A 14,270-nucleotide genomic window follows, 5' to 3' on the forward strand; every position below is an offset into this window, starting at 1 on the left:
GCGCGGCGATCAGGCCGCCACGTGCGCCTTTGCGGTGTAGCTCCGTAGCAGCCCGAGCAGTTCCCCTTCCTCGTAAGGCTTGCCGAGGTACTCGTTGGCGCCCATCTTCTCGGCGAATTGACGGTGCTTGTCGGCCAGCCGCGAGGTGATCATGATGACCGGCACACTACGCGTGCGTTCGTCGGCGCGGATATTGCGCAGCAGATCGAACCCATCCATGCGTGGCATTTCGATGTCGGAAAGGATCACGTCGGGCACCGTCTCGATCAGCCGCTCCAGGGCGTCGACGCCGTCCTTGGCGGTGATGACGCGATAGCCTTCGCGCTCCAGCAGACGCCCGGTAATCTTGCGTACCGTCAGCGAATCGTCGACCACCATGACGGTCGGCTGATGTTCCGCCTGCGCGGTTTCCAGCGGCTCCAGCGACTCGACAGCGGTGTCGCGCGCCACCGTTTCGCCCGCGATCAGCCCGCGGCTGGCCAAGGCGACCGGGTTGAGAATCAGCACGATCTCGCCGTCGCCCAGCACCGTGGCGCCGGATATCCCGACGATGCGCGCGAGCTGCGGCCCGGCGTTCTTGACGACGATTTCCTGGTTGCCGCGTAGCGCATCGACGTGCAGCGCCAGCGTCTGGGCACCGGCGCGCAGCAGCAGCACCCAGTTGAACCGCTGCTCCTCGGGCAGGCTGACGCGGTCGCCCAGCAGGCGGGGCAGGTAGCGGTAGTTGAAATGCACGTCTTGCCAGTCAGTGCCGCCGGCCTCGCGCAGCGCGTGCAACGCGTCGACCTTCAGCTCCTGCACCTGCGCGATCATGCTCGACGGGATCGCATAGCTGCGGCCGCCGGCACGTACCAGCAGCGCCTGGGTCACCGCAAGGGTGAGCGGCAGGTAGATGCGGAACTCCGTGCCCTTGCCATGTGCGGCGCGAATGTCGATGCGACCGCCCACTGCGGCAGTTTCGGACTTGACTACGTCCATGCCGACGCCGCGCCCGGACACCGTTGATACATTGCTGGCGGTGGAGAAGCCGGGCAGGAAGATCAGGTTGGTCAGGCGCCGCTCGTCCGCAACTTCGTCGGGGCCGAGCAGGCCGCTGGCGCGTGCGCGCTCGGCAATGCGTGCGTAGTCCAGGCCGGCGCCGTCGTCGGTGAGACTGATCGCGATTTCGTTGCCTTCCTGGCTGACGCTCAGGGTGATCTGGCCGATCTCGTCCTTGCCGACGGCTTTGCGCACATCCGGGCTTTCGATGCCGTGGGCGAAGGCGTTGCGCAAAAGATGTTCGAGTGGGGCGGTGATGTGCTCGAGCACACTGCGGTCGATTTCAATGCGGCCGCCGCGCAGGTCGAGGTTGGCGCGCTTGCCCAGATCCTTCGCGGTCTGCCGGGTGACGCGGTAGAGGCGGTCGGCAAGGCTGTCGAAGGGCACCATGCGCACCTGCATCAGCGCCTGCTGCAGGTCGCGCGACATGCGTGCCTGGCTGTTCAGTGCGAGCTCGGCGCCGTCGAGGTTGCGCAGCAGGCTCTGCTGCACCGTGGTGACGTCGCCGACGCTCTCGGCCATCATCCGCGTGAGTTCCTGCAGACGCGTGTAGCGGTCCATCTCCAGCGGGTCGAATTCGCCCTCGTGCGTGCCGGTGTGGGCGATGCGTGACTGCATCTGCACGTCGGCCTGGATCTCGACCTCGCGCAGCTGGTTGCGCAGGCGGATGACGTTTTCGGTGAGGTCCAGCAGCGAGCGGCGCAGGGTGCGCAGCTCGCCGGCAATGCGCGTACGGGCGATGCCGATTTCGCCGGCCTCGTTCACGAAGCGGTCGACGGTGTCCGCGCGGACGCGCAGGGTAGCCGTAGCGCTGCCCGATTCCGTCTCGGCGGTTGCCGCTTCAACGGCCGCGACCGCCGTGCCTGCCGTTTCCTCCGCGACGGTGCTGACGGCCGCGCCGGTTCCCGTCAGCGCCGCAATCAGTTGTTCGGCATGATCGAGGCCGCTGATCAGGTCCTCGATCAGTGCGGCGGGTTCATGTTCTGCGGAGCGCGCGGCTTCGAAACGCGACTCGAGCTGGTGTACGTGCTCGCCCAGGGTCATCGCCCCGGCCATGCGCGCGCTGCCCTTGAGCGTATGCAGCAGCCGTGCGATAGCCTTGGCGTGGTCGCCGGCGACGGCACCGCTGCGCCAGTTGCGCAGCGTCGCATGAAGTTCCGTGACCAGTTCGTTGCCCTCTTCGAGGAAGATCGGCAGCAACTGCTCGTCTAGGTCGTCCTGGACCGGGGTGGCAACCGCGGGCGTCGCGGCGGGTTCGGCGGCTTGCGCCCCGGCGGGGAAGGCGTCCGCAGCACCGGCGCCTTCCATGTGTTCCGCTTCGATGTCGATGTCGGTGTCGAGCGGGATCGTGCGTCCGATGCTGTCGAGTTGCTCGATCAGTTCGGGCACAACCAGCGGCATCTGGCGCACGGCGACCTGGGCGAGCATCGCCTCCAGCGTATCGTTCGAGCTCTTCAGGACCGCCGCTTGTTCCATGGTCGGCGGGTGTGCGCCGTCGCGCAGACGCTCGATGGCGTGCTCGAGCGCGCGCGCGAGGCCCTGCACACTCATCACGCGGGTGGTCCCGGAAATGCCCGCGAGGGTGTGCGCGGCACGCAGGGTCACCTCGGCCGGCACCAGTGTCGGATTGATCTCGAGTCGCGCAAGCTCGGTGTGCAGGATGGCAAGGTGATGCCGCGCTTCGCCAAGGTACAGGTCGTAGAGCGGCCGACTGACCTCGATGTTGCCGATGCGGACGACGTCGCGCTCGCCAAGGGTGGCCAGATCTTCCGCCGCTGCGGGCTCGGCGACCTCCGGGGGCATTGCTTCCGCTTGTTCCTCCGCAGGCAATGCGGTGGCGGCTTCCGCTGCGATTTCCGCCGTCGGCTCGAGTTCCTGCTGCCGAGGCATTTCATCGGCAAGCTCGAAATCCGTCAGCCATTCCGATCCCGCCTCGATGGCCGGCTCGTGTGCGGTGCCGAGCATTTCCGACAGAGGCGCTTCGTCGAGCGTTTCGGCCCTGTCGACGTCTGCGGTCAAGTCAATCGGCTGAGGAGTCTCTTCGCGAGCGACTTCCGGCGCAAACGCCTCCACCGGCTCGAGATCCTCGAGCGAAATCTCTTCCGGGAATTCCTCGTCGAGTGCAAGCTCTTCCGGCAGGGCCTCGATGTCGATGCGCTCTGCGCCGCTGAACGGCAGGATCTCGCCGCTCGCCGCCCGTTCGAGTGCGTGGACCTCGAACGGGGTTTCCGCCGCTTCCCCTGCTGCTTCGGCTTCCGCGGCTTGCTCCAGCACCGGCGCAGACGGGGCTGCGGGGGCGAGCGGCGCAGGTTCGATGATCGCCGTTTCGCTGCTGCGCAGCCGTTCCGCCTCGGCCATCAGCTCCGACACGTCGCGCGCCTGGCTGCCGCCGGCTTCGAGTTCGTGAACCCATCCGGAGAAGGTGTCGTACGCCGCGTCAATCAGGTGGTGAAGTGCCGGGGACGGCGGCCATTCAAGCTGCAACCAGCGGTTGAGCGTCTGTTCCATGCCCCACGCGGCTTCGCCGAGTTCGAGCAGGCCCACCATGCGGCCACTGCCCTTGAGCGTGTGGAAGGCACGGCGAATTGCGATCAGATGTTCGTGGCTGTCAGATGCAGTGCGCGACAGTTCGAGCTGTTCGCCGATGGTGGCGAGGACCTCGTGCGCTTCCTCGATGAAAATTTCGAGCAATTCGGCATCGATTTCTGCCGCGCTGGCCTCCGCCGGTTTCGGCGGCGCGGGTGGGGCAGCCGGCATGGGCGCCGGGGCGACGAGGATTTCCGGCGTGGCTTCGGGTGCGGGTTTCGCGGCTTCGGCGCTGCGCGTGTCGCCGGACGGCGCTTCCGTTTCCGGGGTAGCCACCAGCACGGCCTCGAGTGGCACGAATTCGAGCGTGTGCTCGGCTGGCTCCGCTGCAATCGTCTCCCGGGGACGCTCGGCGGAGACTTCGACGACCGCTTCGGCTGGCATTTCCGGCGCTTGCGCGACGGCCGTGGCGGCGGGCGTGAGCGGTGCCGCGGCGGACGCCGGTGCCGTTGCCGGCGCGGGTGGTGCCGTTGGGGTCTCGGCGAACTGCGGCAACTCGATGGTGATCGGCGGCGCCTCTTCTTCGACGATCGCACGGGCGGCAGCAGCCGGGTCGAGGAAGCGCTGCAGGTTGGCGGGCCCGTGCTGCAAGGCCTGGACGTAGAAGCCGAGCGCCGACAGGCGCTGCGCGAGGGCTTCGAACTGCCCTGGTTCAGGCGCGACGTCGCTTTGTGCGAAGCGGGCGACGGTGGCTGCGGCGTCGTGCACCAGCGCGATTGCCTGCTCGTCGCCAAGCAGGGTCAGGGCACCTTCGATCTGCTTCAGCGGTGTTGCCAGGTTGGCCAGCGGGGCGCGCTTCTGCTGGTTGCGGAAGTAGTCGTCGAGGATCTGTTCGACCTGCGCGAGGCTGGAGAGGATCTCGCGCGACAGTTGTCCGAGCGCCTCGCGTTCCTGCATGCGACGGGCGGTTTCGACGGTCTGCGAATGCTCGGCTGCTCCCACCTCCTCGCCGCGCATCAGCGCGCCGAGGCGGCTGACGGTGTCGGTCACCTGGGCGGAAAAGCCGGAGTCGGGCGCACCTCGCTCGAGCGCCCCGTCCGCGAGCAGCAGCGCGGTCGCAACTTCAAGCGCGACCTGGTCGGTGCACAGTAGCGGATCCTTGCGTAGCCAGCGTATGAATTCGAAGAGGCTGTCGAGCAGGCGGTCGAGCGCCGGGCGTCCGAGCAGTGGCGCCCGCGCGGCCAGATCCGACAGATGGCTGGCGAAGTGCGGCAGCGCGGCCGCGTGGCCTTCGGAGAATTCGTCCCAGGCCTGCTTTGCGCCGGCCATCGCCGTTTGCAACGACTTCAGCAAGGGGGCGAGCGGCGTCGCACTGACCGAAGCGCCAGCTTCCGGGATCAGTGCGTCAAGATGCCAGGTGTTGCGTATGGCCTGTTGCTGCACTGTGCGTGCCGGCGCCTGGCTGGTCCAGTAGAGCAGTTCGCGGATCAGGCGTTCGGGAACTGTGGCGGGAACGTCCGCCAGGCGCTTGAGCTGGGCGTCGAGCTGCGAGCACAGACGCTTGACTTCAGGTTGTACGGGCAGATCGCCATGTAGCAGCGTTTCGAGAAAGGCTTGCGCCGCATACCACAGGTTAGTGACCGGGGTGCCGGTGTGGAGTGCTTCGATGCTCTTGACCGCATTGAGCATCGCGGTGGGGCCCGCGGCATCGGTCGGGCTGCGCAGCCACTGCAACAGGCCGCGCTGGAATTGCGCGCGCTGCATGCGCAGCTGGTTCTGGCGCGCGTCTTCGGATAACTCGATGACCGCAATCTGTCGCCGCGGTGGTCGCTGCGACAGATCGGGAAAGAACAGCTCCGCGGGTGACACCGGATCGGTGCTGCGGATGGCGTGGATTTCCCGGTAGAGGGAGAGCAATCGTAGTGGCTGGTCCAGCGTGCCGTGCACCAGTTCTTCGAGATAGTTGCCGATGGTCGCCAGCGCACGCCGTGCCAGGGCGAGTGTTGTTGCGTCGGGCGCACGTTCGCCGCGCGCCAGGGCGCCGAGCGACTGATCCAGCGACGATGCAAACTGGGTCAGGCCATCCAGGCCGACGATCGAGAGCGCACCGCGCACCTGATGCAGATGGGTCTGTGCAAACTGGATGCGCGCTGTCGCATCGGACGCGTCGAGCGCCAGTTCAAGCGATTCGTCCGCTCGCGCGAGGGCGAGGTCGATTTCGTTCTTGACCCAGGTGAGTGGGCCCAGATCCAGTTCGATGTGCGTCATGGCCGGTTTCCGAGCTAGGTGCTACGCGGTCAGACCTTGAAGCCCGACACCGAGCCCTTGAGCTCGACGGCCAGATCGGCAAGCTGACCTACCGACACGGCGGTCTGCCGCGTGCCGTGGGCGGTCTGTTCGGTGATCGCGAGGATCTCTTTCATCGTTTCCGCGACGCGCGCGGCGGTTGCTGCCTGATGCTGGGTGTCGCTGGAAATCTGTTCGATGAGGCGAGCGGTTTCGGTCGACACGTCGCCGATTTCGGACAGCGCCTGACCGGCTGCGTCGGACAGTTGGGCGCCTTCCACTACGTCGCGCGTGGCGTTTTCCATCGAACCGACGGCGTCCTTGGTATCGGTCTGAATCGTCTTCACGATCGCCGCGATCTGCTTGGTCGCTTCCGCTGAACGTTCCGCCAGGCGCTGCACTTCTTCCGCAACCACGGTGAAGCCGCGTCCCGCCTCGCCCGCCGACGCAGCCTGGATTGCCGCGTTCAGTGCCAGCACGTTGGTCTGTTCGGTAATGTCGGAAATCAGCTCGACGATCTCGCCGATCTCCTGCGAGGATTCGCCAAGGCGCTTGATCCGCTTGGAGGTTTCCTGGATCTGTTCGCGAATGCCGTTCATGCCCTTGATGGTGTTTTCCACCGCGCCGGCCCCCTTGCGCGCCGAGTCCAGCGAGCGGCGTGCGACCTGTGCGGAACGCAACGCGCGTTCGGACGATTCGGTCATCGAGCGCGCCATCTGTTGCACGGTCTCGCCGACCTCCTCGATCTCGCGCGACTGGCGTTCGGTTGCGCTCAGTAGTTCGGTTGACGTCTTCTGCGCCGATTCGGTGGCGACCGTCACGCGCATTGCGGCATCGTTGATTCGCCGCACCAGCACCGAGAGTTCCTCGATGGTGTAGTTCACCGAGTCGGCAATCGCGCCGGTAATGTCTTCCGAAACCGTCGTGCGCACGGTCAGGTCGCCGTCAGCCAGATCGCCCATCTCGTTCATCAGGCGCAGGATCGCCTGCTGGGCGACGTTGCGTTCGCTTTCCGCGCTGCGCTGCTGCGTTTCCGCCTCAAGCTGGCGGGACGCGAGTTCGCGGTTGTTGACCTTCGCCATCATGCTCAGGACGATCAATCCGACGACGGCAGCGATGGCGATTCCGAGGGTGGCCGGCGTGAAGCCGCTGTAGGCGGAGTTCAATGCCGTCGACAGCTCGCTCGCCCGCGCAGTCAGGGTTTCCGCTGCGTTGAAGATTTCGTTGCCGGCCGCTTTGGCCTGCACCAGCGCCTGGATGTTTTGCAGGATGTCGGTGACCGCATCGAGCGTGTCACCGGCGCCCGCCTCGAGCGCCTGCAGACGTCGCCGCGCCTCCGGGTCGTTGCTGGTTGCGCGCAGCTCGCCGATCAGGTCGGTGAGCGTCTTGGCGTCCTTGCCGAGCACGAAAGCCGTTTCGGGGTCGATGGTCGTGGCAACGAGCAGGGCGTTGGCATTCTTGGCGATGCGCTGGGTTAGCATCATGCCGGTGCTGGCGGCGGCAATGTCGCGCGCGTTGCTACCCTGCAGCTTGAGCTGCGCGAATTGTTCGGCCTGTTCGAACAACGCGTCGTTCTGCTGGTTGATGGCCGCGACCGACTGGTTCAGGGCGAGCAGATTTTTATCCTGTCCGATCAATTGGCTGGCGTGCCCGGATGCCGTGTTCCAGGCGGCGGTCAGGGTTTCAACCTGCGCTTGTGCAGAGGCGGGCGCAGGCGGGAGCTCCCGCCCGTCGATGGTGCCGCCCTTGGCGAGCGCTTCAAGCAATTCATTGAAGCGACGCGTGCCGGCGCGCAACTCGGCGAACGCTTGCTGATTGCCCTGCAGCGACAGCTGCGCAGCCTTGGCGATGCGTTGCGCGAGGGTTTCCATTTCCCCTGCCGCGGCGATATAACTGGTGGCGTTGGCGGAGTCACGGTACTGGTAGTACAGCAGGCTGAGGCCCACCAAGGTTGCCAGGGCGAAGACGAAGGCCAGCGCGCCGATTTTTTCCGTCGCGCTGCGGGCTCCTCCCGGACGGGATTTTGTCGCCGGGGATTCGGCGGCACGGCGTGGCGGGGGCGCTTCCATGATGGTGGTTGCGACCGGTGAGTCTTCCGGATCAGCCTTCTTCTTGTTGCTGAAGTTCAGCTTCGGAAGCTTGAGGGCCATGGTGTGTGCTCCGCGAGATCGGATGGTGGGTTCCGGTGGAAAGTCGGTATTGAGTGCAGTGGTGCCGGCGTCACTCGAGGCCTGCCTGCAGGAAGCCGCGGTGCGCAAGCAGCTTCGGGACATCGAGCTTGAGCCACAGCTGCTCGCGCGCATCTCGCAAGCGCTCCTGGACCCAGGGACGGTCGTCGTGTCCGCTGGTTTCCGGCTGGAAATCGTCCGGGTTGCGCAGGCCGAGCGCGCTCGACACCAGCAGCGCGCAGTTCGTGCCATGGCGTGCGCCGATCAGCAGCAGCCGGGCAGGGCCGCCCGGAGCCGTCAGTGGGCCGTGCTGGAAAGCGGAAAAGTCGACGACGCTGAATAGGGTGCCGCGCACGTTGGCGACGCCTCGAAACCAGTCGTGAGTCAATGGCACGGCTGCGAGTGGCGGCACCGGCAGGATCTCCCCGCTGTCGGTCAGGTTGAGCAGCCAGTTCTCGCGCCCCGCGCTCACCCCGAGCAACGCGCGCCGGTCGCCACTTTGCGCTTCGGCAAAGCGGCGCACCAGGTCCTCCTGGAATTCGCGCAGGCTCTGACGCTTGGCCATCGGCCTCAGCCCAGCGCCTGGATGCGGGCGAGAAGTTCCGCGCCGTCGACGGGCTTGACGAGGTAGTCGTGGGCGCCCTGGCGCATGCCCCAGATGCGGTCGGTTTCCAGCCCCTTGCTGGTGCACATGATGATGGGGATGTTGCGCGTGAGTTCGTCGCGCGAAATCGTGCGCGTCGCCTGGTAGCCGTTCATGCCCGGCATCACCACGTCCATCAGGATCAGGTCCGGCTTCTCGCTCTTGCTGCGGGCGATGGCGTCCTCGCCGCTTTCCGCGGTTACGACCTGGTAGCCCTTGCCGGTGAGCAGTTCGGTCATCGCGAGGCGTTCGGTCGGAGAGTCGTCAACCACGAGTATCTTCTTGATCGGCATTGCTTCGGTGCTCCCGTCAGTGGTCTCAGCCGGTCTTGCGCGCGGCGTGGGTTGCGACCGCCTTGAGCAGGCTGTCCTTGGTGAAGGGTTTGGTGAGGTATTCGTCGGAGCCCACCATGCGGCCGCGGGCGCGGTCGAACAGGCCGTCCTTGGAAGACAGCATGATGACCGGGGTGGCGGCGAGTTGCGGATTCTTCTTGATCAGGGCGCAGGTCTGGTAACCATCCAGGCGCGGCATCATGATGTCGACGAAAATCACGTCGGGATGGTGGTCGGTGATCTTGGCGAGTGCGTCGAAGCCGTCTTCGGCCAGCAACACCTGACAGCCGGAGTGGGTCAGGAATATCTCCGCGCTGCGGCGGATGGTGTTGCTGTCGTCAATCACCATCACCTTGAGTCCGGTCAGATCCATGGCGTCAGTCCCTGGTGGCGAGGTGTTGTCGGACATGCCTCGGACAAGCGCATTGGCGTGCCGTGCAGGCGATGCCCCGTGCTGCCCGGTCTAGCTGCATGGCATGCTGATGTGTCATATTGCGACCTGTTCGATGTCGTGCTTGCTGCCCTTGCATCCAGGACATGTCGAGTCTGGCGGCAGAGCCCCCTGCGGGAGTCCGGAACGATGCCATTGTCGGGAATGCCACTGTTTTCGTCGTCGATGAAGCCGCAGAACAGGCGCATCCAGGGTCCTGAATTGCATGTTGGCCATCTGTGAGCGTGCTGTGGGCGAATTGGCTGTAAAATCCGCCGCATCTTACCGCATTTTTCCTGCCGTGCCAGATCAGGCGGCGCTGTGCATCCGGCAGATTTCAACATGACCCTCGGCTCTCCCGATCTTCCCCCTTCCGTCCTGTGCTTCGCGACCAGCGACGCGACAGGGGGTGGCGGTCTGCAATCGGATGTCCTGACCCTTGCAAGCATGGGGTGTCATCCGCTGTCGGTGCTGGCAGCCATTACCGTGCGCGACACGCGCGGAGTCGATGATCTGCTGGCACTGGATGCCGAAGCGGTGGCCGCCCAGGCGCGCGCGGTACTCGAAGACATTTCCGTACAGGCATTCAAGCTGGGTATGGTGGGCAGCGTGGAGAACGTCGCGGTCATCGCCGAAATCCTGTCCGATTATCCCGATGTCCCGCTGGTGCTGGAGCCCGCGCTGTCGTTCGTGGATGGTGATGAGGCGAGCGGTGAGGATCTGCTTGCGGCGATTGCGGAACTGGTGCTGCCGCAGGTGACGGTGCTGGTGGCGAGTCGGCGCGAGGTACTGCAGTTGGCCGGTGCCGCGCCCTCTGCCGGCAGTGTTTCGCGAGACGAAGCCGACGAGGACGACGGCGAAGACCAGATTGATTTCGGTGATTTCCTGAGTGGCGGCGATGCGGATGATGACGGGCGCGACGCGGGCGATGCCGAGTTGTCCCTGGACGACGCGCTCGAGCGCATTCTCGGCCTCGGGGTCGGCTACGTGCTGCTGACCGGGGCCAGCGAACCCGGGCCGCAAGTCGTCAATGTGCTTGTCGGTCCCGACGGCGTGGTGCGCACCGATGCATGGGAGCGCCTGCCGGGCCGTTACCTTGGCGCCGGGGCAACGCTCGCAGGGGCGCTGGTGGCCGCGCTGGCGCACGGCATGGAAGTGCCGGAGGCGGTGCGCGAGGCGCAGGAATTCACCTGGCAGGCGCTGTCCGCTGCGTATCGTCCGGGCATGGGCATGGCCTTGCCGGATCGGCTCTTCTGGGCGCGACCGCCGGAGGACGACAATGCCTGAACGCCAATTGCGCGGGCTGTATCTGGTGACGCCGGACACCGCGGACAGCGGAGCGCTGCTGGCGCTCGTCGAGCGCGCCCTGCGGGGGCGCCCGGCGCTGCTGCAGTACCGCAGCAAGCAGGCCGACGCGGCGCTGCGTCACGAGCAGGCACAGGCGGTGGCGACGCTGTGCCGGCAGGCGGGCGTGCGTTTCATCGTCAATGACAGTCTGGAGCTTGCGCTGGCTACCGGCGCCGATGGGGTTCATCTGGGCCGTGACGATGGCGAGCTGCGCGCCGCGCGACAGGCGCTGGGGGCGAAGCGGCTCCTCGGCGTGACCTGCTACAACGAGTGGTCGCGTGCGAAGGAGGCCGTCGCGGCGGGGGCCGATTACGTCGCCTTCGGCGCAGTGTTCGCGTCGCCCACCAAACCGGCGGCAGTGCATGCGCCGCTGGACTTGCTGACACGCGCGCGGCGTGAGCTGGGTGTGCCGGTTTCCGCGATCGGCGGCATCACCTTGAACAACGCGCCAGAGGCGATCGCCGCCGGCGCCGACCTGCTGGCAGTGATTTCCGACGTGTTCGACGATCCCGATCCGGGTGCCCGTGCAGCGGCCTATGGCGCGGCCTTCCGGGGTGCGCCGGCTGCCGCGGCGACCTAAGGCGTTGCGCCGCTCATCAGGATCCTTCCTTCTTTCAATTGCCAACCGACGAGTTTCAATCGATATGAACAGCAGAAACGAAGCCCTTTTCCAGCGCGCCCAGAAGACCATCCCCGGCGGCGTCAATTCGCCCGTGCGGGCGTTCCGCTCGGTCGGCGGCACCCCGCGCTTCATCGAGCGGGCGGAAGGGGCGCGCGTATGGGATGCCGACGGCAAGGATTACATCGACTACGTGGGTTCGTGGGGGCCGGCGATTACCGGCCATGCCCATCCGGCGATCGTCGAGGCGGTGCGCGAGGCGGCGCTGCGCGGCCTGTCCTTCGGCGCCCCGACGGAAAGCGAAGTCGAGATGGCGGAACTGATCTGCGAACTGATGCCGTCGATCGACATGGTGCGCCTGGTCAGCTCCGGCACCGAGGCGACGATGAGCGCGATCCGGCTGGCACGCGGTTTCACCGGACGTGACGCGATCATCAAGTTCGAAGGCTGCTACCACGGTCACGCCGACAGCCTGCTGGTGAAGGCCGGCTCGGGGCTGCTGACTTTCGGCAACCCTTCGTCCGGCGGCGTGCCGGCGGATTTTGCCAAGCATACGATCGTGCTCGACTACAACGATCTGGCGCAGGTCGAGGACGCGTTCAAGGCGCGCGGCGGCGAGATCGCGGCGATCATCGTCGAGGCGGTCGCCGGCAACATGAACCTGATCAAGCCGCTGCCGGGCTTCCTCGAAGGCTTGCGCACGCTGTGCACGCAGTATGGTGCCGTGCTGATCTTCGACGAGGTGATGACCGGTTTCCGTGTCGGCCCGCAAGGCGTGCAGGGACTCTATGGCATCACCCCGGACCTGACGACGCTGGGCAAGGTGATCGGCGGCGGCATGCCGGTCGGCGCTTTCGGTGGCCGGCGCGACATCATGCAGCACATCGCGCCACTCGGCTCGGTCTATCAGGCGGGCACCCTGTCCGGCAGCCCGGTGGCGGTTGCGGCGGGGCTCGCGTCGCTGAAGCTGGTGCGCGAAGCGGGTTTCTACGACGCGCTGGCAGCCCGCGCAACGCAGCTGGTCGATGGCCTGAGCGCTGCTGCACGCGAGGCCGGCGTCACCTTCTGCGCCGATTCGGTCGGGGGCATGTTCGGGCTGTATTTCAGCGAGCGCGTGCCGCGCTCCTTCACCGAAGTCATGGCGTCCGATCGCGACACGTTCAACCGCTTCTTCCATGCGATGCTCGACGCGGGCCACTACTTCGCGCCGTCGGCGTTCGAGGCGGGCTTCGTGTCGGCCGCGCACACGGCGGCGGACATCGACGCGACGATCGCGGCCGCGCGCAAGGTGTTCGCGACACTGGGCTGAAAAGGCCAAGCCGGACTGACAAAGGAAAGGGGCGCCGTGGCGCCCCTTTTTTCGGCCGTTGCCAGTCGGCTCAGAGCAGGAACAGCGTCGCCAGGCCGAGGAAGATGAAGAAGCCGCCCGAGTCGGTCAATGCGGTGACCATCACCGAGCCGCCAATCGCCGGGTCGGCGCCAAGCCTCATGCGCAGCATCGGAATTCCGACGCCGGCCGACGCGGCGAGCAGCAGGTTCAGCGTCATCGCGGCGGTCATCACGAGGCCCAGCGATGCGCTGCCGTAGAGCCACCATGCGAGTACGCCAAGCAGGCCGCCCCAGACGAGGCCGTTGAACAGCGCGACGCCGACTTCCTTCTTCATCAGGCGCTGCATCGCGGATTGTTCGACCTGGCCCATCGCGATCGCCCGCACGATCATCGTGCTCGTCTGGTTGCCGGAGTTGCCGCCGATGCCGGCGACAATCGGCATCAGCGCGGCGAGGGCGACAAGCTTTTCGATCGAACCTTCAAACGCGCCGATCACGCGTGAGGCGATGAAGGCGGTGACCAGATTCACCGCCAGCCAGGACCAGCGGTTCTTCACCGAATCCCATACCGACGCGAAGATGTCTTCTTCTTCGCGCAGACCGGCGTTGCTGAGTATCTCGTGCTCGGATTCCTCGCGGATGTAGTCGACGACGTCCGCGACGGTGAGGCGGCCGATGACGCGCCTGTCGGCGTCGATGACCGGTGCCGAGACAAGGTCGTAGCGCTCGAAGGCCTGGGCGGCGTCGTCGGCCTCGTCCTGCGGTTCGAAACTGATGACGTTTTCCTTGTGCATCGCTGCGGTGACCGCCATGTCGGGGTCGTTGATGAGCAGCGATTCGAGCGTCAGGATGCCCTTCAGGTGGTCTTCGCGGTCGATGACGAAGAGCTTGTCGGTGTGGTCCGGCAGCTCGTCGAAACGGCGCAGGTAGCGCAGCACGACTTCGAGGGTGACGTCCTCGCGGACGGTGACCATGTCGAAGTCCATCAGCGCGCCGACCGAGTCCTCCGGAAAGGACATCGCGGCACGCAGCTGTTCGCGTTCCTCGCTGTCGAGCGACAGGAACACGTCCTGCATGACCTCGGGCGGCAGGTCGGGCGCGAGGTCGGCGAGTTCGTCGGCGTCGAGGGTTTCCGCAGCGGCCTTGAGCTCGTGCGGGTCCATCGTCTCGATGAGCGACTCGCGCACGGCATCGGAGACTTCCAGCAGGATGTCGCCGTCGCGTTCGGCCTTGACCAGATCCCAGACGAACAGCCGGTCTTCGAGTGGCAGGGCTTCGAGGATGTAGGCGATGTCGGCCGGATGGAGGCGATCGAGATGATTCTGCAGCTCGGCCAGGTGCTGCTTGTGCACCAGGCCCTCGACCAGTTCGTGGCGCGGCATGTCCTGCCGATGCACAAGATCCTCCACCACCTTGTGGCGCCCGAGCAGTTCCTGCACTTCGCGCAGGTGCTGCTGTACGTCGTCCGGGTGGCGTTCGTCTTGCTCGCTCATCGGCGCCTCCGGTGGGTGTGGGGGATCTGTCGTAAGGCGCGAATTCTACGGACTTCGCG

General features: G+C 66.2%; 9 protein-coding genes. 3 read left to right on the plus strand and 6 right to left on the minus strand.

Annotated elements, in window-relative coordinates:
• Nucleotides 1-9: 9 nt before the first annotated feature.
• From GPA25_RS03800 to GPA25_RS03820, 5 genes are all read right to left on the minus strand, one after another.
• A complete protein-coding gene (locus tag GPA25_RS03800) occupies nucleotides 10-5,832 on the minus strand; it encodes a hybrid sensor histidine kinase/response regulator (protein ID WP_169259026.1) in 5,823 nt (1,940 codons plus the stop codon).
• 29 nt (nucleotides 5,833-5,861) lie between these two features.
• Nucleotides 5,862-8,000: a methyl-accepting chemotaxis protein gene (locus tag GPA25_RS03805; RefSeq protein WP_169259027.1), complete on the minus strand. Its 2,139-nt coding sequence runs from the start codon at nucleotides 7,998-8,000 to the stop codon at nucleotides 5,862-5,864.
• 70 nt (nucleotides 8,001-8,070) lie between these two features.
• Nucleotides 8,071-8,583, minus strand: coding sequence for a chemotaxis protein CheW (locus tag GPA25_RS03810; protein WP_169259028.1), 513 nt, complete (start codon nucleotides 8,581-8,583; stop codon nucleotides 8,071-8,073).
• Between the two features lie 5 nt (nucleotides 8,584-8,588).
• A complete protein-coding gene (locus tag GPA25_RS03815; protein WP_169259029.1) occupies nucleotides 8,589-8,954 on the minus strand; it encodes a response regulator in 366 nt (121 codons plus the stop codon).
• Between the two features lie 25 nt (nucleotides 8,955-8,979).
• A complete protein-coding gene (locus tag GPA25_RS03820) occupies nucleotides 8,980-9,366 on the minus strand; it encodes a response regulator (RefSeq protein ID WP_169259030.1) in 387 nt (128 codons plus the stop codon).
• 399 nt (nucleotides 9,367-9,765) lie between these two features.
• On the opposite strand from GPA25_RS03820, the gene thiD reads away from it, so the two are divergent.
• The 3 genes from thiD (at nucleotide 9,766) to hemL (ending at nucleotide 12,698) form a co-directional block, all read left to right on the plus strand.
• The gene (gene thiD, locus GPA25_RS03830; RefSeq protein WP_211162932.1) at nucleotides 9,766-10,710 is read left to right on the plus strand and encodes a bifunctional hydroxymethylpyrimidine kinase/phosphomethylpyrimidine kinase; all 945 of its coding nucleotides are present in this window, start codon (nucleotides 9,766-9,768) and stop codon (nucleotides 10,708-10,710) included.
• Nucleotides 10,703-11,350 (plus strand): thiamine phosphate synthase, encoded by a 648-nt coding sequence (gene thiE / locus GPA25_RS03835; RefSeq protein ID WP_169259031.1) that lies wholly within the window; start codon nucleotides 10,703-10,705, stop codon nucleotides 11,348-11,350. Before thiD ends, thiE begins: the two co-directional genes overlap by 8 nt.
• A 64-nt stretch (nucleotides 11,351-11,414) precedes the next feature.
• On the plus strand, nucleotides 11,415-12,698 hold the full coding sequence (hemL, locus tag GPA25_RS03840) for a glutamate-1-semialdehyde 2,1-aminomutase (protein ID WP_169259032.1): 1,284 nt from the start codon (nucleotides 11,415-11,417) through the stop codon (nucleotides 12,696-12,698).
• A gap of 70 nt (nucleotides 12,699-12,768) precedes the next feature.
• Here hemL and mgtE read toward each other — a convergent pair whose 3' ends face one another.
• Nucleotides 12,769-14,211 carry a magnesium transporter gene (gene mgtE, locus GPA25_RS03845; protein ID WP_169259033.1) on the minus strand — a complete coding sequence of 481 codons (1,443 nt, stop codon included), beginning with the start codon at nucleotides 14,209-14,211 and terminating at the stop codon, nucleotides 12,769-12,771.
• Nucleotides 14,212-14,270 lie beyond the last annotated feature (59 nt).

Source organism: Aromatoleum diolicum (assembly GCF_012910955.1).
GTDB lineage: Bacteria > Pseudomonadota > Gammaproteobacteria > Burkholderiales > Rhodocyclaceae > Aromatoleum > Aromatoleum diolicum.